16 protein-coding genes are annotated in these 25,059 nt (G+C 60.2%); 9 read left to right on the top strand and 7 right to left on the bottom strand.

Going from position 1 to position 25,059, the window contains the following annotated elements; translation table 11 throughout:
* Positions 1-12: 12 nt before the first annotated feature.
* Positions 13-3,126, bottom strand: coding sequence for a SusC/RagA family TonB-linked outer membrane protein (locus tag MUN80_RS15660; RefSeq protein ID WP_244714380.1), 3,114 nt, complete (start codon positions 3,124-3,126; stop codon positions 13-15).
* Between the two features lie 262 nt (positions 3,127-3,388).
* Entirely contained in the window at positions 3,389-4,531 is a 1,143-nt protein-coding gene (gene rhaT / locus MUN80_RS15655; RefSeq protein ID WP_244714379.1) for an L-rhamnose/proton symporter RhaT, read from the bottom strand.
* Positions 4,532-4,765: 234 nt separating this feature from the next.
* On the opposite strand from rhaT, the gene MUN80_RS15650 reads away from it, so the two are divergent.
* The 9 genes from MUN80_RS15650 to MUN80_RS15610 all read left to right on the top strand — a co-directional run bounded on the left by MUN80_RS15650 (position 4,766) and on the right by MUN80_RS15610 (position 16,315).
* Complete coding sequence (locus MUN80_RS15650) at positions 4,766-6,874, top strand: bifunctional aldolase/short-chain dehydrogenase (protein WP_244714378.1); 2,109 nt, start codon at positions 4,766-4,768, stop codon at positions 6,872-6,874.
* Between the two features lie 277 nt (positions 6,875-7,151).
* Positions 7,152-8,243: a GntR family transcriptional regulator gene (locus MUN80_RS15645; RefSeq protein WP_244714376.1), complete on the top strand. Its 1,092-nt coding sequence runs from the start codon at positions 7,152-7,154 to the stop codon at positions 8,241-8,243.
* A gap of 98 nt (positions 8,244-8,341) precedes the next feature.
* On the top strand, positions 8,342-8,770 hold the full coding sequence (locus MUN80_RS15640) for an endonuclease domain-containing protein (RefSeq protein ID WP_244714374.1): 429 nt from the start codon (positions 8,342-8,344) through the stop codon (positions 8,768-8,770).
* Between the two features lie 238 nt (positions 8,771-9,008).
* Positions 9,009-10,289, top strand: coding sequence for a sugar isomerase (locus tag MUN80_RS15635; protein WP_244714373.1), 1,281 nt, complete (start codon positions 9,009-9,011; stop codon positions 10,287-10,289).
* A gap of 8 nt (positions 10,290-10,297) precedes the next feature.
* A complete protein-coding gene (locus MUN80_RS15630; RefSeq protein WP_244714372.1) occupies positions 10,298-11,626 on the top strand; it encodes an FGGY-family carbohydrate kinase in 1,329 nt (442 codons plus the stop codon).
* A 226-nt stretch (positions 11,627-11,852) separates the two neighbouring features.
* Positions 11,853-12,593 carry a (Fe-S)-binding protein gene (locus MUN80_RS15625; protein WP_244714371.1) on the top strand — a complete coding sequence of 247 codons (741 nt, stop codon included), beginning with the start codon at positions 11,853-11,855 and terminating at the stop codon, positions 12,591-12,593.
* Positions 12,594-12,688: 95 nt separating this feature from the next.
* On the top strand, positions 12,689-14,053 hold the full coding sequence (locus MUN80_RS15620; protein WP_244714370.1) for a lactate utilization protein B: 1,365 nt from the start codon (positions 12,689-12,691) through the stop codon (positions 14,051-14,053).
* 249 nt (positions 14,054-14,302) lie between these two features.
* The gene (locus tag MUN80_RS15615; protein WP_244714369.1) at positions 14,303-14,869 is read left to right on the top strand and encodes a LutC/YkgG family protein; all 567 of its coding nucleotides are present in this window, start codon (positions 14,303-14,305) and stop codon (positions 14,867-14,869) included.
* Between the two features lie 168 nt (positions 14,870-15,037).
* Positions 15,038-16,315: an SMI1/KNR4 family protein gene (locus tag MUN80_RS15610; RefSeq protein WP_244714368.1), complete on the top strand. Its 1,278-nt coding sequence runs from the start codon at positions 15,038-15,040 to the stop codon at positions 16,313-16,315.
* Positions 16,316-16,729: 414 nt separating this feature from the next.
* Here MUN80_RS15610 and MUN80_RS15605 read toward each other — a convergent pair whose 3' ends face one another.
* The 5 genes from MUN80_RS15605 to MUN80_RS15585 form a co-directional block, all read right to left on the bottom strand.
* Entirely contained in the window at positions 16,730-19,192 is a 2,463-nt protein-coding gene (locus MUN80_RS15605; RefSeq protein WP_244714367.1) for a glucuronyl esterase domain-containing protein, read from the bottom strand.
* A 570-nt stretch (positions 19,193-19,762) separates the two neighbouring features.
* Positions 19,763-20,503, bottom strand: a complete 741-nt coding sequence (locus tag MUN80_RS15600) for an SDR family oxidoreductase (RefSeq protein ID WP_244714365.1) — start codon at positions 20,501-20,503, stop codon at positions 19,763-19,765.
* Positions 20,504-20,584: 81 nt separating this feature from the next.
* Positions 20,585-21,157, bottom strand: a complete 573-nt coding sequence (locus tag MUN80_RS15595) for a Crp/Fnr family transcriptional regulator (protein WP_244714364.1) — start codon at positions 21,155-21,157, stop codon at positions 20,585-20,587.
* A gap of 99 nt (positions 21,158-21,256) precedes the next feature.
* Entirely contained in the window at positions 21,257-22,696 is a 1,440-nt protein-coding gene (locus MUN80_RS15590; protein ID WP_244714362.1) for a glycoside hydrolase family 28 protein, read from the bottom strand.
* 423 nt (positions 22,697-23,119) lie between these two features.
* Positions 23,120-25,054: a RagB/SusD family nutrient uptake outer membrane protein gene (locus tag MUN80_RS15585; protein ID WP_244714360.1), complete on the bottom strand. Its 1,935-nt coding sequence runs from the start codon at positions 25,052-25,054 to the stop codon at positions 23,120-23,122.
* Positions 25,055-25,059: the final 5 nt, after the last annotated feature.

Below are 25,059 nucleotides of genomic sequence, written 5' to 3'. Positions count from 1 at the left end.
GTGGCGGCTCGGTTACAGGGTCAAGTTGAAGCCCAGCGTGTAGGTACGGGCAATGGGGTAGCCGCCGTAGTCGCCGCCGGCGTCGTTGGCTGCCTCGGGCGAGAAGCCGCCCGTGTACTTGTCGAACAGGAAGGCATTCTCGACGGCCAGGTACAGGCGGGCCCGGTCGTAGAAGCGCACTTTAGGCAGGTTGTAGCCCACCGTCACGTTCTTGATGCGGATGTAGTCGGAGCTATACAACCAGCGCGTGTCGTAGTAGGCACTCGGGGCGCCCATGCGGGGCGTCATGCCGTCGCCGGTATCTTCCTCCGACTTCCAGCGGTTTTCCCAGCGGGCCAGCTTGTTGTAGAGGTAGCCCATGCCCGGCGAGTCGAGGTTACGACCCACGATGGAGTAGATTTTGCCGCCCTGCTGGGCGTTGATCAGCACTGAGAAATCGAAGTTGCGGTAGGTTACCGAGTTGGTGATACCGAAGATGAACTTAGGCTGAGGGTTGCCCACCAGGGTACGGTCGGCGTCGGTAATCTGGCCGTCGCCGTTTACGTCGCGGTACTTCTGGTCGCCGGGCACCGTTTTGGCCATGCGCGGACTGTTGTTCACGTCTTCCTGGTTTTTATACACGCCAATGACGTCGTAGAGCACGAAGGAATTGATGGGCTGCCCAACCTGGATAATCTGGGTCAGGCCGCTGAAGCCGGTGGTAATGGGCGTGTTTTCGGCCGTGAGGGCCGTCACCTTGTTCCGGTTGTAGGACACGTTGAAGGAGGTATTCCACCGCACCGCACCCACCGTGTTCTGGGAGTTCAAGCCCAGCTCCACGCCTTTGTTATTCACTGAGCCGATGTTCTGGTAGCTGCTCACGAAGCCCGTCAGGGCCGACTGCGGGGCCTGGAGCAGCAGCCGCTCGGTGTCGCGGTTGTAGGCATCCACCGACACCTGCAGGCGGTTGCTGAACACGCCAAAGTCGAAGCCCACGTTGTAGCTGCTGGTTTGCTCCCAGCCCAAATCGGGGTTGGCGTAGTTGCCGGGCGCGTAGCCGGTGTAGGCCACGTTGTTGAAGGAATAGTTGCCGGGGTTGAGCAACGAATACTGCACATTGTCGGGAATCCGGTTGTTGCCGGTTACGCCGTAGCTAGCCCGCAGCTTTAGGTCGGTAAGGGCCGTAATGCCCTTCATGAAGTTTTCGTCGGAAAGGCGCCAGCCCACCGAAGCGGCCGGAAACAGGCCCCAGTGTGAATTCGCGCCAAACTTGGAGGATCCGTCGCGGCGCAGGCTGGCCGAAAACAGGTACTTCTGGCGGAAGTTGTACTGCACCCGGGTGAAGTATGAGATGAGCGCCGTTTTGTACGGTACCGCCGTGTTGGTCGTGGTGGTGGAGTTGGCGCTGCTGAATTGGCCCGACCAGTCGTTGGGCAGCTTGGTGGCTTCCTGGAAGCTGTCTTCGCGCTTGGTTGTTTCAAGCGAGTAGCCCACGATGCCGTTGAGGTTGTGGCTGCCGATGGTCTTGGTGTAGCTCAGCACGCCCTGGGCCAGGTAGCGGGTGCCGTACTGCTGGGTGCGGCGCGAGCGGCTCAGGGCGCCTTCGTTGGCGGCCGTGGCCCAGTCGCGGCTGGCGTTGGTGGGGTAAAACTGGTTGTCGAGGGTATAGTTGTTGTCCATGGCGCCTAGCAGTTGCAACTGCAGGCCCTTGTAGACCTCAATGTTGAGGCCCATGTTGGCGTTCAGGCGGGTGCGGGTCGTCTTGATCTGGGTGCGCTCCATCACCGCAATCGGGCTGATGTAGCGCCCCGACCAGGCGTAGGCCGCGTAGGGGTCGGCGCCCACGTAGAGGCCGGCTTCCTTGGGTCCCACGGGCGGCATGGTCATGGCGTTCTGGGCCTGGTTGTCCTTGCCATCCACCCGGCCCAGCCCCGACCATTCCGTCGAGGGCGCCAGGGTCATGGTCAGCTTGATGCCCTTGCGGATGCGGGCGTCGAAGTTGGCGCGCAGCGTGGCCCGCTGCAGGTTGGTACCTACCACGATGCCGTTCTGGTTGAGGTAGGAGCCGTTCACGTTGTAACTGAAGTCGTCGGTGCCGCCGGCCACGCCAATCTGGTACTGCTGCATCACGGCCGGCTTGAAAAAGGCGTCCTGCCAGTCGGTGAAGGCCAGGCTGTCGGAGCCGTACGCCCACTTCGGGTCGTACATGTAGGTCGGGTTGGGCGTGCGCAGCGTGATGCCGAGCTCCTGGGCCCGGTACTCCTGCGAGTCGGAGGCCTTGTAGGGCTTATTCACGGCCGGGGTTTTGCCGCGGTTCACCCAGGCTTCGTCAATGCCTTCCTGGCGCTGCTGAATCCACTGCTCGGGCGACATCAAATCAAGGCGGCGCTCCAGGGTCTGAATGCCGGTGAAACCCGAAAACTGCAGCTTGGGCGGGCCTTTCTTGCCACGCTTGGTGGTGATGAGCACCACGCCGTTGGAACCGCGCGAGCCGTAAATAGCGGCTGAAGCCGCGTCTTTCAGCACATCGATATTGGCCACATCAGTGGGGTTAATACCGCGCAGGTTATCCACCGGCACCCCGTCGACCACGTAGAGCGGCTCGTTGGAAGCGTTGATGGAACCCGTGCCCCGCACCCGAATCGAGAGTTCGGCGCCCGGTTCCCCGGTCGTGGTTTGCACCGTCACGCCGGGCATTTGGCCAGCCAGGGCATTTTCGATGCGGTTGACGGGCCGCTCCTCGATTTCCTTGGCCGTAATGCCCGTAATGGCGCCGGTTACGTCGGCTGCTTTCTGAGTGCCGTAGCCTACCACCACCGTTTCCTGCAGCATCTGAGCATCTTGGCTTAGTACTACATTAACGTTTGTTTGATTGGTTACGCTAACCTCTTTGGTCAGGTACCCAACGAAAGAGAATACCAGCGTGCCGCCGGTGCTGGGCATGCTTATCGAGAAAGTACCATCAGGGTTGCTGCCAGTACCAATAGTGGTTCCTTTGAGTACAACCGTCACGCCGGGCAGTGTCTCGTTGTTTTCCGCCGTGGTAATCTTGCCAGTAATGGTTCGGTTCTGGGCCTGCAGGGCATGCCCAAGCAGCAGCAGAACCAGTAGCGGCAGTACTTTGGCTACATAGTACAGCTTTTTCATAGAGTGTGGGAAGGGAAGGAAGTGGGGAGAGAACTGTCAGATATTCAACTCTATGAAGGTAGAGTGAGTATTCACTAACGGCGTCCCGCACTCTCCTGCTCCCAATAATTTTATTCTCCTTCTTCGCTAGGCACAAAAAAAGCCCGGCACAGGGCCGGGCTTTTGCCGAAGATCAAGAGAGCAACTTTACGCCTCAACCTGTCTTTAAGCTAAACCGTAGCAGACGGCGTTACATCTGGCCCGTATTACTATTCTGCAACTTCTAATCCTGAGCTGCAGCAGCGTTGTTCGTTTCCTCTGAGGTAGTAGCCACCTGCCCCGCCGACGTTTCTGTAGGCTCTACTCGGGCTTCCGGGGCGGCTTCTGTTTCCGAGCCCAGGTAGTTGCCGTAGCCCACAATCACCGTCGACAACACTACCGCCAGAATGCCCAGTGACACGGTGCGCATGGTGAGGCGGTTGGCCCCGCGCCACTCGTGCAGGTACAGGCCCCAGAACGAGCTGAATGCAATGATAAAGGCCATGTGCAGCGTCCAGCCCGAGAAGCGGAACTCGCCCATCTGCGAATCGCCCATGCCATAGAAGAAAAACTGCAGGTACCACGTAAAGCCAGCAGCGGCGCAAAACAGGACGTTGCGCAGAGCCGGGGCCGTGGGGTTGAGGTAGTCGGTGTAAGTCTTGTTCTTGATGTTGAGGTAAATACACCAGATGGCGTTGGTGGTCAGGCCGCCCAGTAGCACCACGACCAGCACGGCGTTGTTCATGTAGAGCGGGTCGGTGCCGGAAGCCTTGGCCAGGTCGGCAATGGGCTGCCCGGCCGTCAGGCCAAACGACATGCAGGCACTCATTACGCCCGAAAAAATAGCTACCCCGATGCCTTTGCGCAGGTCAAACTCGGCCACGCCCTCCTTTTTCTGGTCGGCCGTTAGGTGCTTTTCCTTCATGATGCCGGCCAGGCCGCAGATCAGAATGCCCATTACACACACCACCAGGCCCATCAGAATCATCTGCCCGGAGGCCGACTGAATCAGCGTCGGGAAAGTACCGAGCCAGAGCGGCGGCACGATGGTGCCAAACACGGCGCACAAGCCCAACGTGACGGCCATGCCCAGCGAAAGACCCAGGTAGCGCATCGCCAGGCCGAAGGTAAGGCCGCCGAAGCCCCAGAGCACGCCCCACATGTAGGTCCAGGCCAGCGTGGAGGTATCGGCCTGGGCCAGCACGCCGAACAGGTTTTTCACGGTCAGGGAGCCCATGATGAGGGGCGCAAACACCCAGCTTACGATGCCGCCCACCAGCCAGTAGCTTTCCCAGGACCAGCCTTTCACTTTCTTGTAGGGCAGATAAAAGCTGCCGGAGGCAAAACCGCCTAATGCGTGTAAGATTACTCCCCAAATGACTGCCATAGTGGTAAATGTGGTGGGTTTAGGCAAATCTGCCCTTCTCCTGGCGCCCAACTTTCCTGTGCTCTCCTGCCTGGAAAAGTAACGACTCACTTATTTTTCGTTGCAGTGGCCGGCAATAATTATTTTCCCGCTGAGCAGGAGAGTGCAGGATGTTGGCCCCAGGCCGGCCCGCGTAATTTGTTGAAAAGCAATTCTTACCTGTTTTCTGCATACTCCCTAAACAGAAGCGCCATCATGGAAAAAACGCTGACCTTTCAACACGTTAGTTATCTCTGGGACGAAGCCAAGGCGCTAGAGTTAAGCAACGACGAAGTTGCCCTGTTTCTATACCGCTCCAACCTGCTCGGCGCCGATTTGCGCCTGACCAACTACGCCGGCGGCAATACCAGCTGCAAGCTCACCGAAACCGACCCCGTCACGGGCCAGCCGGTGGAAGTTATGTGGGTGAAAGGCTCGGGCGGCGACATTGGCACGCTCACCAAGGCCGGCTGCGCCAACTTATATGTAGAAAAGCTGCACGCGCTAAAAAACCGATACCGCGGCCTGCAATTTGAGGATGAAATGGTGGCCCTGTTTGAGTACTGCCTCTTCGACCCCAAGTGCGCCACGCCGAGTATTGATACGCCCCTGCACGGCCTGCTGCCCTTCAAGCACATCGACCACCTCCACCCCGATGCCCTGATTGCCATTGCCGCCAGCAAGGACGGCGAGCAAATCATGCGCGACATTTGGGGCGATACCATGGGCTGGCTGCCCTGGCAGAAACCGGGCTTCGACCTGGGCTTGCAGCTGGAAAAAATCGTGGCTGAGAATCCGAATCTGCGTGGCGTTATCCTGGGCGGACACGGCCTCTTTACCTGGGGCAATACGAGCTACGAGTCGTATATCAACACGCTGGAAGTCATTGAAATGGCGGCCACGTACCTGGAGGCCAACTACGGCAAGCACAAGCCGGTTTTCGGCGGGGTGAAGCTGGAAAACGGTCCCGACGCCGAAACCCGTAAGCAGCAGGCGGCCGAGGTAATGCCCATCCTGCGCGGTTTGGCCTCCGGGCAGCGCCGCATGGTGGGCCACTACACCGACGACGCCCGGGTGCTGGAGTTTGTTAATTCCCACGACCTGGCCCGCCTGGCCCAGAAAGGCACCTCCTGCCCCGACCATTTCCTGCGCACCAAGATCCGCCCGCTGGTGCTCGACGAGGCCACCATGCGCCAGCCGCTTTCGGCCGTGAAAGAGTACCTGCAGGAACAGTTTGCCGCTTACCGCCAGGACTATGCCGCCTATTACGAGCGCAGCAAGCACAGTAATTCGCCCGCCATGCGCGACCCCAACCCGGTGGTGATTCTGTGGCCCGGGGTGGGCATGTTCTCCTTCGCCAAAGACAAGCAGACCGCGCGCGTGGCCGCCGAGTTCTACACCAACGCCATCAACGTCATGAAGGGCGCTGAGGCCGTGTCGGAATACACCGGCCTGGCCGAGCAGGAAGCTTTCAACATCGAGTACTGGCTGCTCGAGGAAGCCAAGCTCCAGCGCATGCCCAAGCCCAAAAGCCTGTCGGGCCAGGTGGCCTACGTCACGGGCGGCACGGGCGGCATCGGGCTGGCCATCTGCGAATTGCTGCTGCAAAACGGCGCTGTGGTAGTGGCCACCGACCGGGACCGGCTCGACGAAACCCAGACTAACCTGCGCAAGCGCTACGGCCAAGACAACGCCCTGACGGCTCCCATCGACGTGACCAATGCCCAGGCCATTGCCGACTCGTTCCGGGCCACGGTGCTGCAGTTTGGCGGCGTCGACATTGTGGTCAACTGCGCGGGCCTCTCCATCAGCAAGCCCCTGGCCGAAACCACCCAGGCCGACTGGGACATCCTCAACGATGTGCTGGTGAAAGGCCAGTTTCTGGTAACCCAGCAGGCCGTGGAGATTCTGCGCAAGCAGAACCTGGGTGGCGACGTGGTCAACATTGCCAGCAAAAACGGCCTGGTGGCCGGCCCCAACAACGTGGCCTACGGCACAGCCAAAGCCGCTCAGCTGCACATGTCGCGCCTGTTGGCCGCCGAGCTGGGCGCCGACAAAATCCGCGTCAACACCGTGAACCCCGACGCCGTGCTGCGCGGCTCCAAGATCTGGGAAAGCGGCTGGGCCGAAGGGCGGGCCAAGGCCTACGGCGTGAGCGTGGAAGAGCTGCCGGCTCACTACGCCAAGCGCACCCTGCTGGGCGAGGAAGTGTTGGCCGAAGACATTGCCAAGGCGGTGCTGGTCTTCGTGGACGGCTCTTTGAGCAAGAGCACCGGTAATGTGCTTAACGTGGACGGCGGCGTGGCTATGGCCTTCGTGCGCTAAGTCTGGACCTTCCTGGTATCCTACCAAAACCTGGCGGGCCGATTCTACGGATTGGTTCGCCAGGTTTTGGCTTTCCCGGGCAATTCCGGCCTATTTCTTATCTTTAGACTACGTAGATACGATGGGTTTTTAGCTTCCTGAAGCTGAGTTGGTTGCCGGCCCCTCTCCAGGCCTGTTTCCGCTTTGGCCTTGCCAATATTCAATTTTATGGATTTGCCTATCCGCCCTTTCTGCTTTATCATGACCTCTCCTTTCCCACCCCAGCCTTTCTCCTGTCATGATTGTCAACTCGGATTACCGCGGCCGGAATACCACCTCGGGCGCTAAAGACCCTCAGCGCGATTCTGCCTCTGCCGGCTCCTATTCTCTCCAGCTCAAGCCCCACGACAAAACCCCGAAGTACAAGCAGATTGTGCAGTCGGTTATCATGGACATTGAGCGCGGCATCCTGCGCAACGGCGACCAGCTCCCCTCTATTTCGGAGCTCAGCGTGGAACACTACCTGGCCCGCGACACGGTGGAAAAAGCCTACCGCGAACTGCGCGAGCGGGGCTTTATTACCTCCGTGCAGGGCAAGGGCTACTACGTGCAGGCCAACGACACGCCCAAGCTCAAAATCCTGCTGGTCTTCAACAAGCTGAGCTCCTATAAGAAGATTATCTACTACGCCTTCCTCGAAGCCCTCGGCGACCAGGCCACCGTCGACTTGCAGATTCACCACTACAACGTGAACCTGTTCCAGGAAATCATCGAGAAAAGCCTGGGCAAGTACAACTACTACGTGGTGATGCCCCACTTCACGCTCGACACGCCCAAGGAAACCTACCAAAGCATCCTGAACACGATTCCGAGCCAGGAACTGGTGCTGCTCGACAAGGATTTACCCGAGCTTAAACACGACTGCCTGCGCGTGTTCCAGGACTTCGACAAGGACATCTTCAACGCCCTGGAAAATGCCCGGGACCTGCTCGACAAGTACTCCCGCCTGGTCCTGATTCTGCCCTCTGATGCCAACCACCCCGAGGAGTTGCCCTGGGGCTTCCGCTCCTTCTGCCTGATTCACAACAAGACCTTTGCCGTGGTCGAAAACGCCATGAGCGAGGTGCTCGAAACCGGTACGGCCTACGTCGTCATCCGGGAAACCGACCTGGTGGAACTGGTCAAGAAAATCCGGCAAACCAGCTACTTGCTGGGCCGGGAAGTCGGCATTATCTCCTTCAACGAAACCCCGCTGAAGGAACTGCTCAACATGACCGTCATCACCACCGACTTCGAGGCCATGGGCAAAACCGCCGCCACGAAGCTGCTGGAAAAGCACCGCGGCAAGGTCCGCAACCCGTTTTATACTATTCGACGCGGGTCGTTGTGACCCCACCCCCAGCCCCTCCCCTCTGGGAGAGGGGTGCCATAGTAGCACAACTGTTTTCTTTATCTTGATTCAAGTTATAGTGGTACAAGCTATTGATTATGAATCAGGATTCTGAGAAGCATTCGCCCTATCCGTTTGGCATGTATACTACAGATGCTAAACGTTGGGTTAAGGGGTTGAAGGAGCATGCACGGGCTAACCGCAAGAATTCGACTCCGGCCGAAAAACGGTTGTGGCAAGAACTCCGTGCTCAGAAGATGGGCGCACCGTTTCGCCGTCAGCACGCCATCCAGCAATTCATTGTCGACTTTGTATGCCTGCCCGCGTGGTTGATTATTGAGGTGGACGGCAGCATTCACGATGATCTTAGCCAAGCCGAATACGACGGTGGCCGCACGCATGACTTGCAGGAAGCGGGTTTTCTAGTCCTACGCTTCACAAACGAAGCAGTATTGCACAGCACGCCACAGGTGCTGCAGGCTATTACTGAGCACCTGAAACTACTTCTACTAGCTTACCAAGGATAGGCAGTTTAGCATCTAGCGAACCGAACAACGCTAATCTCACGCCTGGATCCCCTCTCCCGGAGGGGAGGGGCCAGGGGTGGGGTAAAATAAAATCCCGGATACAGGAGAGTTCAGAACAGTTCGGGCCGAGTTGATAGGCTACTTTGCTGCTGTTAAAACCCACGGTCCCCACCGGTTCCGGCAACGCTGAGCGACTTACGGCCCGGCGCTTTTCCGGCCACCCCAACCCCGCCTGCCCATGCTTACCGACCAACGCCTCCACGACCTCAACCGGCCCTTGCTAGCTGAGCATCAACTGCAGTTTTCGTACCTGGCCGATTTGCTGAGTCGGCGCCAGCAGGACGCCCAGGCAGTGGTGCAGGAGCTGGTCCGGTTTCAGGTAGCTATTCCGAGTTGGGCGTTGGGCACCGGCGGCACCCGCTTCGGGCGCTACCCGCTGGGCGGAGAGCCGCGCAACCTGGAGGAAAAGCTCGGCGACGTGGGCCTGCTGCACCAGCTCAACCGCTCCTCCAACTCGATTTCCCTGCACATTCCCTGGGACATCCCGCAGGACATTGCCGGCCTGGAACAGCTGCAACGGGAGTACGGACTGGTTATCGACTCGGTGAACTCCAACACCTTCCAGGACCAGAAAGACCAGGCGTTTTCCTATAAGTTTGGCTCCCTGAGCCATACCGAGCGGGCCGTGCGCCAGCAGGCCATTCAACACAACATCGACTGCATCAACTACGGCCGGCAGCTGGGCGCCAAAACCCTGACCGTATGGCTGGCCGACGGCTCCAACTTCCCCGGTCAGAGCCACCTGCGCCGCGCCTACCTGCGCACCCAGGAGTCGTTGGCGGCCATCTACGAGGCCATGCCTTCCGACTGGCAGATGCTCATCGAGTACAAGCCCTACGAGCCCCACTTCTACTCCATGGTCATTCCCGACTGGGGCACTTCCTACTCCTTGTGCCAGAGCTTGGGGCAGAATGCCAACGTGCTGGTCGATTTGGGTCACCACCTGCCCAACACCAACATCGAGCAGATTGTGGGCCGGTTGCAGCAGTTTGGCCGCCTTGGGGGCTTCCACTTCAACGGCTCCATGTACGGCGACGACGACCTGACCACCGGCAGCATCAAGCCCTTCCAGCTGTTCCTCATCTTCAACGAACTGGTCGATGCCGCGCGGGATACGGCAGTTACTAACCCGCTGGTGGCCTACATGATTGATGCCAGCCACAACACCAAGGACCCGCTGGAAGACCTGCTGCAGTCTGTCGAAAATATCCTTGGGGCCTATGCCAAGGCACTTTTGGTTGACCGTGAAGCCCTGCACGAAGCCCAGGAGACGAACGACGTGGCCCGGGCCGAGGAAATTCTGCGCGACGCCTTTTTGCTTGACGTGCGGCCCCTGGTTTCGGAAGCCTACCGCCAGAGTGGCGGGGCCCTGAAGCCCGTGCAGGCCTACCGCGCCGCTGGGGTGCGCGAGCAACTCATTCAGCAGCGGGGCAAACTGAGCGTGTCGACCGGACTATGAAAAAGGGCATGAAAAAGTCGATTTACGCCGTTTTCGACATCGGCAAGACCAACAAGAAGCTCATCCTCTTCGACGAGGACCAGCAGATTATCGACGAGCAGCTGCACGTCTGCACCGACGTGCTCGACGACGACGGCTTCGACTGCGACCATCTGCCCCGCCTCACCGAGTGGGTGCTCAAGCATTGGAAAGACCTGCGCCAGAGTCCGCACTACTCGGTCAAGGGCGTGAACTTCACGGCCTACGGGGCCAGCTTCGTGCACCTGGGCGCCGACGGGCAGCCGGTGGCACCGCTCTACAACTACCTCAAGCCGATTCCCGAACAAATCCAGCAGCAATTCTACGCCGCGCTGGGTCAGTCGCCCGACGAATTTGCGGCCGACACCTGCTCGCCCCAATTAGGCCTGCTGAATTCGGGTTTGCAGCTTTACTGGCTTAAATATGCCAAACCCGAGCTCTACGCCCAGATTCATACCTCGCTCCACCTGCCCAACTACCTCTCCTACCTGCTCACGGGCGAGAAGTTCAGCGACTACACCTCCGTGGGCTGCCACACGGCCCTCTGGGACTACCAGCGCCGGCAGTACCACGACTGGGTGCGCCGCGAGGGCATCGACGAGAAGCTCGCGCCCCTGACCAAGGACTCCATTGCCTCCGTCGTGGATGGCATTATGGTGGGCGTAGGCCTGCACGACAGTACCTCGGCCGTGATGCCCTACTTGGCCGAAAACGACGAGCCCTTCGTCTTGATTTCCACCGGCACCTGGTCGGTTACCATCAACCCGTTTAACAGCCAGCCCCTCACGCCCGAGCTGCTGCGCCGCGACTGCCTGAGCTTCATGACGCCCCGGGGCGAGGCCACCCGCGCCTCCCGCGTATTTCTGGGCCGGGAGCACGACTACCAGGTCGAGCGCATTGCCTCGTACTTCCACGTCAAACCCGATTTTTACCGCAGTATTGTACTGGCTCGGCCCTACGACGAAACCTCGACCAGCTTCACGCCCGCCTGCATGGCCGGTACCGGCCCCTTCCCCGACCAGCCCGCCGACGACTGGGACTTGTCGGGTTTCCGCACTGCTAGTGATGCCTACCAGCACCTGATGCACGGGCTGATCAACATCCTGCTCGAATCCATTCATTTGGTGTGGCAAGGCGAGAAAACCATCTTCGTCGACGGCGGCTTCGCCCGTAATCCCCTGTTCATGCAAACCCTGAGCTGGAACTTCCCCAAAGCCGAAATCCGTACCCTGGAAGTGCCCCAGGCCACTGCCCTGGGCGCCCTGGTGCACCTGGAGCAAGGTGAAGCCTGGAAGAAAACCCAGCTTCTCTTCACCTAACGCTTGAGGGCTGGAATGAATACCCGGCCTAATTCCCCCCTTTTTTAAGGAAGGGTGCCCGAAGGGCGGCGTGGTCCAATCGTTGAGCGACGCCCTGCCACGCATGAGCAACTTCCGCGACGCTTGAGACGCAAGTACGCGTCTCTACCTCACCCATGCCCATTGGCAGAAAGCAAACACCCAATCGAGCAACCCGAAACACCTCCCGGCTAAAGCGAAACAACCCATGCGCGTTGCCCTTTTCATCCCCTGCTACGTCGACCAGTTTTACCCGCAGGTGGGCATTGCTTCGCTGCAACTGCTGCAGAAGCTGGGCGTGCAGGCCCACTTTCCGGCCCAACAAACCTGCTGCGGCCAGCCCCTGGCCAACAGCGGCTGCGAGCGGGAGGCGCTACCCATCTACCACCACTTCGTCGACACCTTTCAGGACTACGACTACGTGGTAGCTCCTTCGGGCAGCTGCGTCTACCACGTGCGCAAGCACTTCGACAAGCTGGAGCAAACCGCGCCAGTGCAGAAAGTGCGCGCTGCCACCTACGACCTCATTGACTTTATCACCCAGGTACTGGACATTACCGAGCTGCCGGGCCAGTTTCCCCACAAAGTCGGCCTGCACCTGAGCTGCCACGGGCAGCGCGGCCTGCACCAAGCCAACGAGTCGGAGATGACGCCGGTGCGCGACGGGCAGCTGCGCCGCCTGCTGTCTTCCTTGGACGGCATCGAGCTGACCGAGCTGGACCGCAACGACGAATGCTGCGGCTTTGGGGGCACGTTCTGCGTGTCGGAAGAAGCTATTTCGGCCCGCATGGGCCAGGACCGCGTCCAGGACCACCTGCGCAACGGCACCACCATTCTCACCGGCGGCGACATGTCGTGCCTGATGCACCTACAGGGCATTGTCCGCCGCCGCCAACTCCCGATGAAGGTGCTGCACGCGGTGGAAATTCTGAATGGGACTAGGTTTTAGTTGTCAGTTGCTCGTTGTCAGTTGTTAGGCTCAACGGCCTCACACGACGAGCAACCCGAACCTGACAACTGACAACGAGTAACTAACAACTAACCATGACTCACTCCAGCCGCGCTGCCACTTTCGTTGCCGATGCTGACCGCACGACCTGGCACGACGAAACCCTGTGGTTTGTGCGCCAGAAGCGCGACAAGGCCGTGTACGCCGTGCCTGAGTTCCAAGATCTGCGGGAGCTGGCCTCGCAGATTAAGGAGCACACCCTAAGCCGGCTGGATGAGTACCTGCAGCAGTTTGAGGCCAAAGCCCAGCGCAATGGCGTGCACGTGCACTGGGCTGCTGATGCCCAGGAGCACAACGCCATTGTACTCGATATTATCCGGCGGCATAACGCGACGCGCGTAGTCAAGAGCAAATCCATGCTGACTGAGGAGTGCCACCTGAACCCGCACTTGATTGGGCATGGTATTGAGGTGATTGACACCGACTTGGGGGAGCGGATTATTCAGCTGCGGGAGGAAGCGCCGAGCCACCTGGTACTGCCGGCCATTCACCTGAAAAAGGAGGATGTTGGCGCCACGTTTCACTTGCACCTGGGCACTGAAAAAGGCAACCACGACCCCCAGCAGCTGACCGAGGCGGCCCGGCAGCACCTGCGGGCCAAGTTTCTGGCCGCGGAAGTAGCCATTTCGGGCGTCAACTTTGCCGTGGCCGAAACTGGCGGCGTGGTGATTTGCACCAATGAGGGCAACGCCGATTTGGGCGTCAACCTGGCCCAGGTCCACATTGCCAGCATGGGCATCGAGAAGCTGATTCCTAGGCTTTCCGACCTGGGCGTATTTACCCGCCTGCTGGCCCGAAGCGCCACCGGGCAGCCCGTCACGACCTACACTTCGCACTACACCAAGCCCGCCGAAGGCCGGGAAATGCACATCGTCATCGTCGACAATGGCCGCACCCAGCAACTAGGCCGCCCCGATTTCCGGGCCTCGCTCAAGTGCATCCGGTGCGGGGCCTGCATGAACACCTGCCCGGTGTACCGGCGCAGCGGCGGCCACAGCTACGATTTCACCGTGCCCGGCCCCATCGGCGCTATTTTGTCGCCCAATATCGACCTGAAAAAGCACAGCTCGTTGCCCTTCGCCAGCACGCTCTGCGGCTCCTGCACCGACGTGTGCCCGGTCAAAATCGACATTCACGTGCAACTCTACAAGTGGCGGCAGGTGCTGACCGAAGCCGGTGAAATTCCGGCCGCCAAGAAGTGGAGTCTGAAGTTTATGGGCCGGTTTCTGGCCAGCCCCAAGGCGTTTGGAATAGGTGGCAAAGTGGCCCGCACCGGCCTGCGCCTGCTTCCCTACCAGCTCACTCACGCCAAAGCCTTCAACGCCTGGGCTGTGGCCCGGGAGCTGCCCGAACCGCCCAAGCAAAGCTTCCGCGAATGGTATGCACGGACGGTGGAATAGAGAGATGATGAAATAGTGAGTTGTTGTTCTGGCTTCCTGTCATGGCGAGGCACGAAGCCATCGGGCCTCTGCGCAGTACGACTCGACCTTTTACCAGAAAACCCTTACTGTTGGTTTGATAAAGAGCTTTTCAGTTAAGCACACTTAGTATACTTCAGAGGACGGATGGCCACGGCTGGGCCTTACCATAACAGACGAATTCATTTTTCACATTCCCCACATCAGCACATTCAAAACCCATTCCCTCCCTTGTCTTCCTCGCGCGAAAGAATCTTAGCGGCGGCCCAGGCCAACAAGCCAGCCGAAACGCCCCTGCCCACCGTTCCCGACTTTGGGGGTGATGCCTCCGTCGAGCGCTTCACCGAGGTACTGGGCAGCATTGGGGGCCGGGTGGTTTGGGTAGCAAACCCGCAGCAGTTGGGTCCCGTGTTACGGCAGTTGTTTCCGGATGCGCAGCGCACGGCTTCGCCCCTGCTGGCCGCTACGGTGCCGGTGAATGAGCAGACGCCCACCGACGTGCTGGCCGACGTGGATCTGGCCGTGCTGCCCGGGGAAATCGGGGTGGCCGAGAATGGCGCCATTTGGCTGCCCGAGGTCAATATGCTGCACCGGGCCCTGCCTACGGTCACGCAGCACCTGGTTCTGGTGCTCGACCACCGCCGCATCGTGGCGACCATGCACCAGGCCTACGCTCAGTTGCCTAGCACCGGTGGCTACGGTGCATTTGTGGCCGGCCCCTCCAAGACGGCCGACATTGAGCAGTCGTTGGTGATTGGGGCCCACGGGGCCCGCAGCCTCGTCGTGCTGCTATATTAACCTGATTTCAGGCACTCCCCAGCGTGGTTTCGTGCTTAATTCAGCCCCACGGGCTACGCTTTTTTCAGCAAGGATTCGGAGGCTTTTGCTCAATTTCCCGAAATAGGCGGTCTTTATGCAATACACGCCGTAGCCGGCACACCGGTAGCGGAGCATACCAGACCCTTTATGAGGAAGCAGAGCATACTACATGAGGTGCAGGCCGGCAAAGCCGAGAACTACTACCGGCTAGTAACCGATGCCGCGCTGTATTATGCCGTAGCGGGATTTCTGCCCCACGCGACGCGCCTACTGCAGGCCCTTTGGCACCAGAAGCTTCCTCATAGCCGCCATGTACGGCTGCAGGATCAGGCGTTTGCGGTGTTGTGGCAGGTGGCTGGCCTGCCAGTTCCCGAAGCTCCGTTTCGCGTGCTGGCTCTGGCCGACATCGAATGGCACCACCGCGGCTACCTTGGTGGCGACCGGTACGCGTATCCGATGCCCGCCGTGGAATGGGCGGAGCTTCGGGGGAAGAATGCGTTTCGTCAGGCCCAGACCTGGTTTAGCTCGGGCGACTACGACCCACAAATTCTAGTACTAATCCAGCACGCGCTGCAGCAACCTCAGGAATTGGCCCCGTATGAGCTCTGCGACGCGCTCTGCATTGGGGCCGAGGTAGCCGCCAAGACTGGCAACGAAGAGCTGGTCCTAACTCTGCTGCACCGCTGGGCCCCGTATGCCGCCGACGATAACGCGCGACTATCGGTAGCGACTATGGCCTCCAGTCGGCACGTCGCCCCGCTGTTGCTGCGCGGAGTGCTGGCCGCCGATCTGAACCTAACGGCAGAAAGCTGCCAGCAGGAGGTAACCGAGCTGATTGCCGCCTTAACCCGGCGCTTGGCCCAGGGCCCGCAACCGCTCTACGCTCATCTTGCCTGGCCCCAACTGCTCGCCCAACTCAACCAACTGGCCCTGGCCGCCGAACCCGACCTGCTGACGGACAGCCAGTGGCCGCAGCCCTGGATTGGGCGGGAGCCGGCCAGTGCAGCCGATATTGCCGCCACCGAGCAGCGGCTCGGCCTGGAGTTGCCGGCCGACTACAAGGCTTTTCTGCAAGCATCCAACGGTCTGGTCAACTTCTCCGGCGTGGACCCCGAGCTTCTTCCCGTGGCTGAAATCAACTGGTATAAGCAGGCCGAATCCGCGGAGCTATATGCCCATACCCAGACCTACCCGGACGTGGAAAGCGACGAGGAGCAAGCCATCATCGGGCCCTACCTGGAAAGGGCGGTGCTGATTAGCAGCCTCGACCAGGAGCAACTGCTGTGGCTCATTGCGCCGACGGAGCCCAGTGGCCAGTGGCAAACCTGGTTTTTTGCCGCCTGGCAGCCCGGCGAAACGCGCTACCCAACTTTTCGGGCCTACGTGGAAGAGCAGCTGCAGGCCCTGGAGCAGCAAGACGCCTAAATCAGCGGGAAGGGCTGCGTAAAAACTTTTCGGACTGTAGCATCAAAATGCGCTATGGGCTGGCAGCATCGGCCGGTACAGTTACCTTATCTACTCCCCTCGCCATCATCGAAGACCAGCCCGGCATCCGGCAAACCTACGCCACCTACTTGGCCGCCTAGCCCGAGTCTGAGGTGGTGCTGGTGGCCGGCTCCGTCGAGGAGCTTTGGGAAACCCTGCCCGCCGCCCGCCTCGCCCGGTGCTCTCCGACATCGGCCGGGCACGACGGGTACCGAGGGCATTTCGCGTCTCAAGCGGGTGCTGCCCCAGGTAGAAGTCGTGCTCATCACCGTGTACAGCGACGCTGACTGCTACAGCAAAAAGGCTGTCTTGCGCGCAAGACAGCCTTTTTACCGGTATCGGGGTAGCAGCAAGTTACTGCACCACAATGCGCTGGGTCCGGGTCTGGTTGCCGTGGAAGCGCAGCAGGTAGATGCCGGGCCGCAGCGTGCCGCTGGCAATAGTGACCTGGGCTTGCTGGTCGACGCTAACCTTTTTGAGGACGCGGCCCGTCACGTCGAGCACGTCGATACTGCGCACCTGCAGCGGGTTGGCGCCCAATACCACCGTGAGCTTGTCGTGGGCAGGGTTAGGGTATACCTCGATGCCGCTGGCGGCTGCCGAGGCCGTGTTGCCGGTAATGGTGCAGTTGGTAGCCGCGCCGCCCAGGCCGCTGATAGAAGCCAGGGAGGTAGCCAGCACCAGCTTATCGAGCTTGGCCCCGCCCCCGGTGTTGTAGGCAATGGTTAGCGTGTGGTTGCCCACGGGCAGCACCATATCCTTGAGCTTGGTCCAGTTCCAGCCGCTGCCGGCATTGACTTCCTTGACGCTGACGTCGTCGATATAGTAGGTGTTGGCCACCTGGCCCATATCAAACAGGAAGGTAGTGGAAGCTATGGAAGCCGTGATGGTCCAGGTGACCTGCTGCCAGGCCGTGCCGATGGTTTGGTCGGCCTGGTACTGGGCGCTACTCGGGCCGGTGGAAAGGCGGATGGAGCCCCCGGCGGCCGCTGCTCGTACCCAGTACGAAATGGTGTACTGCTTGCCAATGGTGGTGGGAAAAGCGGCGCTGCTCACCTGCACCCGCCACTGGTTGCCGGGTTGGGCCGTCGGGTTCACGACCTTCATCGAGCCGGTGCCAGTACGAGCCTCGGCCGCCACCGTGTTGGCCGAAATAGTAGCGCCGGTCGAGTTCAGAGTAGTCCAGCCGGTTAGGCCGTTTTCGAAGCCCGCATTGGCTATTAGCTGGCTGCCAATGGATTGAAAGGCCTCATTGTCAATTTTCATCCAGTAGCCGTACTCCTCCCCAGCCGGCACGTTTTGCCGGGCCACCAGGTTATAGGTGGCGGCGCTGTCGATGCGGAAGGGCAGAATCAGCTGGGAAATCGTGGTGGTCGGGGCCGTGGTTGGGCTGCTCAGGCCCGCTTTTACCCGCACCGACTTCCCGTTGGAGGCGTCGGTGTCGTTTACCATATCCCAGTTCGAACCCACCGTAGCGCACTCGGCTTCCATCCAGATGCGCTTGCCCAAGGGCTCGGCGGGCAATACAGGGTTGGCCGTACCCCACCACTGGTACCAGCGCTGGTAATTCAGCTGCGGGTACGGATGCACCATGATGTTGGTATTGACGCTGGTGTTGCCGAGCAGAAACTTGTCGACAAAGGCCTCTACGGCCGGGCGCTGGGTGGTGGGAATGGCACAGTGACCATGGCCGCCATCAATGTAGAACCCAAACCGGTCGCCGATGCCGAAGGTTTTCCACACCTCGTGCGCAGCTCTGGCCGACACGTAGGCCGAAGGGTTGGCCAGCCACTCGAAGTCGGTGTTGCCGGTTACGAGCAGGGCGCGGGGCGCAATCATGGCCATCAGCTCGTGGTGGTCGTGGGGCAGCTTGGCCACGTTGGCCTCGGCAAACTGCTTCATATCCTCGCGAAACCACTTGTAGTCGGTAGCGCCCAGCTTTTCTACGGCGCCCAGGGTTTCGGAAACGCGCCAGGCCGGCGCCCCGCCCCCACCCGATTCCTGGGCAATGGTCAGGGCAATCCGCTCGTCGAAGGCTCCGGAAAACAGGGCCATTTTGCCGGCGTAGGAGCATCCCGTTACGCCCAGGCGGCTCATATTAACAGGCAGGCTGGACTGCACCAGTGCCAGGCCGTCGATCAGGCGGCTCACGCCCCAGGCCCAGGCACTGTACTGGCCTGAGTTATCCAGGTTTTGGTCGGGATAGAGCCGGTAGTAAGGATCGGTGAGCTGGGGGTTGCCGTAGGTAGTCACCTGGTTGTGGTTGAACCGGATGGTAGCAATGTTGCGGCTGGTGAAGATGTCGGTGGGCACGCTGCCCGAAGCGCTGTTCATGCCAATAATGGCCGGAAAAGGGCCATTGCCGGCCGGCAGCACGACTTCCGACGTGAGCGTGAGAGTTTGGCCGTTCACCGTGACGTTCACCGTAAGGACGCCCGCGGCGTAGCTGGCCGTAATGTTCTGGGGCCGGGCGGGCTTGGTGCCAATTTCGTAGTTTTCGATTTCGGCCTTGATTTCATTGCGCCGGCACTCCCAGGTGCTGAAGCTCGTGGAGCGCCCCCGCCCATCGGACCACATAAACGGGTCGGTTAGCGGCTCTACGGTAGGTAGCTGGCTGAACGTGGGCAGCGGCGGAGCCGTGCAGGTCGCGCCGGTATTCTCACTGCTGTACACCAGCGGCAGCTGGGCATAGAGGCTCAGATTCAGGAATGTAAGCACCACAGCTATCAGCCAGGTCCTGGTTTGCTGCCAAGGGTGCTGGGCAGCACCCAGCCGCCGCGTTCCGGTAGCAGTTAGAGAGGAAAGGTTAGTTCTCATAGAAAAGGGTTTGGTGGGTAAGGAAGTGTAGAGCGTACTTGGGCAAGGTCAGAGGCCGGTAATAGTCAGGACTACTATCGGTTAAGGCTGTCAGGACAGCATTTATGAAAGCCTTCCGCAAACGTTTCCGGGTATAAGTACAATTGGAACACCCAGGACCTGAACAGAAGCCTATCTGTCTTATTATGGCCGTTTAGAGTTTATAGACCGCTTGTACTGGAAGATAACCCTCGAAAAAAGTCACACCACCCTTCTCACCAAACCGAGGAAAATGAAAGTACCGCAACCGATTGCGGAAACGTTTGGATACCCACTAAGTCGCAAACTATTTTACTCAGGCTCTACCCTGCCACTGGTACCAAAGTTGAGGACTCTTTTCACCGATTGATTACCTGTCGACAAAGAATAGTGCAAGTACGCTACCCTGACAGTAGAGGCCCTTTCCCTCCACCTGGGCCAGGGCTCCAGACCGGCGCGGCCCCTGGAGACAATTTCCTGAGGACGTAAAACAAAAACACCGGGCCGGCAAACGGCCAACCCGGTGTCTCTTGGTCCCAGCGTGTCTGGCGGCTAAACCAGCACGTTGCCGCCATCTACGACAATGCTCTGACCAGTACCATAGCGCTGCTGCATCAGGTAGAGGTAGGTCTGAGCAATGTCGGTGGCTTCGCCCACGCGGCCGACGGGCAGACTGTGGCCAATACTGGTGTACATAGCGGCCCGGTCGGAGTCGGACATTTCAGCCCACAGGTCGGTTTTTACCACGCCGGGGGCCACGTTATTCACCCGAATCGGGGCCAGCTCCACGGCCAGGGCCCGGGTAAGGGCGTCCATAGCCCCACAGATACTGGCTCCCACGCTCCAGCCTTTACCGGGCCGCCGACTAGCAATGCCCGACGTGAGCGTAATGGAGCCGCCGGGCCGTAAGTGGGGATGGGCATACTTCACCGCCGCCAGGGCACCGTAGTAGCGCAGCTCAAACGCCCGCCGGATGGCGGACAAATCGGTAAAAGCCAGCTCGCCCAGCAGCAGCGACTCGCCGGCGGTAAAGACGAGGTGGTCGAAAGCGCCGATACGCTCGAACAGCGCCTGCAGCTGAGCTTCCTGGGTCAGGTCGGCGGTGTGACCGGTGCTGGCGGCGGGCAGGCTCCGCAGGGCCGCCAGCACCCGCTGCTCGTTGCTGGAGACGATGACAACCTGGGCGCCGGCCGCCGCCGCTGCTTGCGCCGTGGCCAGGCCGATACCGGCGCTGCCGCCGAGCACCACAACGCGCTGGCCGGTTAATACTTCTGCAGTGATTTGCTCGTGCATGGGTTTGGAGGATGTTGGTTGAACACCACAAAGGTCCTCGGCGGCCCCGCCGTAGTCACTTACCAAATGGTAAAAACGGCCCTAGCGGCGGCCCCGGCGAATTCGGCTGAGCGACTGGGGCGTGATGCCCAGGTAGGAGGCTATATCGGTGAGCGACACGCGCCGGGCAACGTCGGGCTGGCCCTGCAGAAAACGTTGGTAGCGCGTGGCCGAGTCCTGGCCCAGATACGCGTTACGGGTCTGAATCTTGTCGAGCAGGCCCTGCTGAATGATCTGGTCGATGCGGGCGCGCAGGTAGGGCAGCTGCTGGTAAAGCGCCTCCAGCCGGGGCTTGCCGATGGCCAGAACCCTGGTCGGGCAAGCCGCCTGGATAGATTCGGCGGCGGGTACTGCGTGGGTAAAGCTGTGCAGAATCGTGCAGAATCGATTTTCAGCCAGAAAAAAGTGGGTCACCTCCTTGCCCGTTTCCTGGGCTACCATAATGCGCAACACGCCCTCTTCAATGAAAAACAGCTCCTGACACACCGAACCCGCCGCAAACAGCGTCCCGCCTTCGGCCACGCTCCTGGGCGTCCAGGCGTCGGCAATAAGCGCCTGATCGGGTGCCGGCAGTGGGCCAAACAGGTGCAAATATGCCAGCAGAGCAGCAGCCATGGAAACAGAATGAAGGGTCAAAACTGGGGCAATATCCCAAAAACAAAAAAGCGGCCCCTACCAGAGGCCGCTTTTTTCTCCCAATCCAATAAAAAGGTTTTAAAACTTCATGCCCGTGCTGTTGATGACAGCCACCGGCTCCTGGTCCTGGGCCGTGATGTTGATGTTTTTCACCCGCCAGCCCGTACCGTAATTGATGCCGCCGGCGGTTTCGGCCGTCATCGTAATGTTTTCCAGGGTCATGTTTTCGAGCAAAGAATTGGCCTGGCCCTCGGCCGAAATAGCCGTTTTGGCGTTGCGCACCCGCACGTTGGTAATGGTCACATCCTTGAAGTGGGGAATGCCCTTCTCGGCGGGCTCCACTTTGGTCAGCATGGCTTTCCAGTGGGCGGGCAAGGTTTCCTGGGTGTAGCCTTCGGGCAGAGACGAGTAGCTGTAGGCTGGGTTCCAGTTCATGGTCATCAGGATGGCCGTGCCCACGCCGTCCATTTCGATGTTGTCGACGGTAATATCCTCCACGGTGCCACCGCGGGTGAGGGCCGATTTGATGCGGATACCAACTTTGGTGCCCTTGGCCTTGAGGTTGCGGGCAATGACGTGGCGAATGCCGCCGGAGGTTTCCGAGCCGCAGGTGAAAAGCCCGTCGCCGGCCCCGGCCACGCAGTTCTGAATCAGGATGTACTCGGTGGGGCGGTTTACGCGCAGGCCGTCGGCGTCGCGGCCGGCCTTGAGGCAGAAGTTGTCGTCGTTGCAGTCGATGTCGCAGTTCTGGACCAGCACGTAGGAGCTCGAGTCAATGTCGATGCCGTCGGTGCTGGGGCCGTGTCCGCCGATGTTGTTGCGAATTGTCAGTCCGTCGGCTGTTACGTTTTTGGAATAGAGAATGTGGACCGTCCAGAAACCGGCCCGCTGCAGGGTAATGCCCTTGAGCGTCACGTTCGAGGAATTCGCCACCAGCAGCGTGCGGGGGCGCTTGGCGTCGTAGTCCACAATCCAGCGCAGGCCCTTGGGGTCGTAGTCTTTGCGCATGGCCCAGTAGTTGTCCCAAAATGGCTTGCCCTGCCCGTCCACGGTGCCTTCGCCGGTAATGGCCACGTTGTCTTGGTCGAGCACGTTAATCAGGGCCGCAGGCCACTTCATTTCGATGCCGGCCACGCGGGTGGGTAGGTCGGGGTAGTCCTTCAGGTCCTGGCTGCCGAGCAGGGTCACGTCCTTGGGCAGGTTCAGGGTTACGCCTTTTTTGAGGAAGATGGAGCCCGTCAGGTATTGGCCCGGCGCGAAGGTCACCACGCCGCCTTTCTTGGCCGCCGCGTCAATGGCTTTCTGAATAGCCTGGGTGTTGAGGGTTTTGCCATCGGCCACCGCCCCGTACTTGGCAACCAGGAAGGTGCTTTTGGTTGATGGAAGCGTTTTGGCACCAGTTTCTTTCACCCAGGCCGGGTCGGCGGGAGCAGCAGAAACGGCAGTAGCCGGCACGGGCTCCGTGAAGCTGCCTAGCCAGGTGAGCAGCGGCAGCAGAAAAGTCAGGTTCAGGAACATAAGGCGGTGGGTTTGCGGGGCGGGGAAGAAAACCCGTGGGGTGACGCGTGGCCGGCAGCAGGAAAGGCAAATTCCCACATAAGCTTTCCGCCGCCATGATGGCCACGCGTCAGTCAACAAGGCTCTCCACTAACTCAAATGTGCGGATTGCCTGCCCCCAAACTCTCCCGCACCCTCCTGCTACCCGGTTTCTTTCGTGTAATAGCCTTCTGTATCCTTGCGAGCAACGCGAAGCAATCTGTCCGCTGAAATGTGCGGAGCGTGCCTAACTGAAAAGCCCTAACGTCAGAGCAGACGTTAGGGCTTTCTGGTAAAAGGGAGTTTGTCACCAGTAGAGGACGGATAGCCGCCGCTTGATACGCGGAATGTCGTACCTCCTCGCAAGGACAGGAAGGGCGGGCAGCTAGCTTCCGGAATCTGGACTTAGTAGCCGGGGTTCTGCTCAGCCTGGCGCTGGTCGGCGTTCAGGGGCTGGCCGTTGCGGGAGATTCGCTCCAGGTGCTCCCGCGGAATCGGGCGCAGCTTGTGGTAGGCCTGGATATTGTCGCGGGTGTCAGGGTTGAAGGCTTTGGCGCGGTCCACCAGGGTTTCGGTGCGTACCAGGTCTTCCCAACGGTGCAGCTCACCGGCCAGCTCCCGGGTCCGCTCATTGAGGATAAAGTGAATGAAGCGGTCCTTTTGCGAAGTCACGGAGGCCGGGTACAGCTCGGCCGGGTCGTTGGAGGTAAACTTAGCGGTAGTGACCTGCAGGGCCGCGGCCGTGCTGCTCACGTCGCCGCGGGTGCCACCTTCCACGAGCGAAAATGCGGTAGGCTTCACTTCCCCGGCCTTATAGGCGGCCCGGTTGCGCAGGGTGTTGATGTAAGTCAGGGCCTTGCTGTAGTCGCCCTTACGGCCGTAGGCTTCAGCCGCAATGAGGTAGGTTTCGGCCAGGCGGGCCAGAACGCCGTCCCGGGTGCCAGCTTCCTCATTCACGCCCGCGCCCTGCCGGAAGGGGTCAATGTACTTCACCAGTTGGGGGTATTTGTTGCGTACCCCCACCGGGCCGGTCGGGTCGTAGGCCGAGGCGGTGCCGCCGCTGGCGGTGCGGTAGTAGCGGGCAAAGGTGCGGTAGCGGGCGCGGGCAATGCGCTGCTCGGTCCAGGCGGTTTGCTGGGCGGTGTTGACCACGATGAAAATGGCCGTGTCGCCGAGGGCAAACTTGTTTTGCCCTACCAGCGCCGGCGTGGGCGCGTCGGCGGCCGTCCACTTCGGAATGGTGGCCGAGTTATTGGCCAGCCAGGCCGTTTTGAAGCTCTTGTAAAAACGCGAGTCGTTTTTCCGGTCGTAGATGTCCATCGTGTAGTTGGTGGCCATCAGGCGACGGAAGGGCCGGTCGTTGAGCAGGTCGCGGGCCATGCCGGGCTGGTCCTCGTAGAACATGGTGAAGTACGAATGCACGCGGTTGCCGAAGCGCCCGGCCAGGGCCGTGACATTGTTGAACTGGGTCGAGAAAATGATTTCCCGGCTGGTCTGGGCGGCCCGGCTGTTGGCGTAGCTGGAAATGTCCCAGAGCTTGCCAAAGTCCGATTCCAGGGCGAAGCGCTGGGAGGTTATTACCTGGTCGGCGTAGTAGGCGGCGCTGTCGATGTCGGTGGCCTGTTGGCCGCGCTGGTCCTGCACGGCGCTGCCCCGGGTGAGGTAGACCTTGGCCAGGTAGTGCTGGGCGGCACCTTTGGTAGCCCGGCCAAACTCGGAAGTAGTAGCCGATAGATTGTCGGCAGCGAAGCGCAAATCACTGACAATTAACCGGTACACCTCGGGCACGGGCGTACGGGTGTATTCGAGCTGCACGCTCTCGGTGGCTTTGGTCGACACCGGAATAGCCCCGTACTGCTGCACGAGCTGGAAGTAGTAATAGGCCCGCAAAAACCGCAGCTCGGCCACGCGCTGGGTCTTTTGGGTGGGCGTGGCTAATGAGCTGGTACCGTTGACGAGCGGAATCTTCTCGATGCCGATGTTGCAGCGGTTGATGCCGTCGTAGTCAGCCGTCCACACGTCGTGTACGAAGCTCTCGATGCCGTTGCCGGTGTTCAGGCGGTTTCTATCATAGGTGTTCCAGTAGATGTAGTTGACCTGGTCGGCGTGGGTGAATTCGTCGGTGCCGAAGTTGAACATGGCGTAGCTATGCTCGTTGGCGTACTTGAAGCGGGTGGGCTCGTAGGCGGCCTTCACCAGGTCTTCCAGGCCCTGCTCGGTTTCGTAGTAGTCATTGGTCAGGGTCGAAACCAGCTCTTCCTCCAGAAAGTCTTTGCAGGAAGTAGTAAAAGCCAGCGACGACACCAGGGCCGCCAGCAGCAAGGTTGAGGGGCGTTTCATAAACA

The organism is Hymenobacter cellulosivorans (genome assembly GCF_022919135.1).
Lineage (GTDB): Bacteria > Bacteroidota > Bacteroidia > Cytophagales > Hymenobacteraceae > Hymenobacter > Hymenobacter cellulosivorans.
Note: the sequence above shows the minus strand (reverse complement) of the source record. Positions and strands in the feature narration are given on the sequence as shown.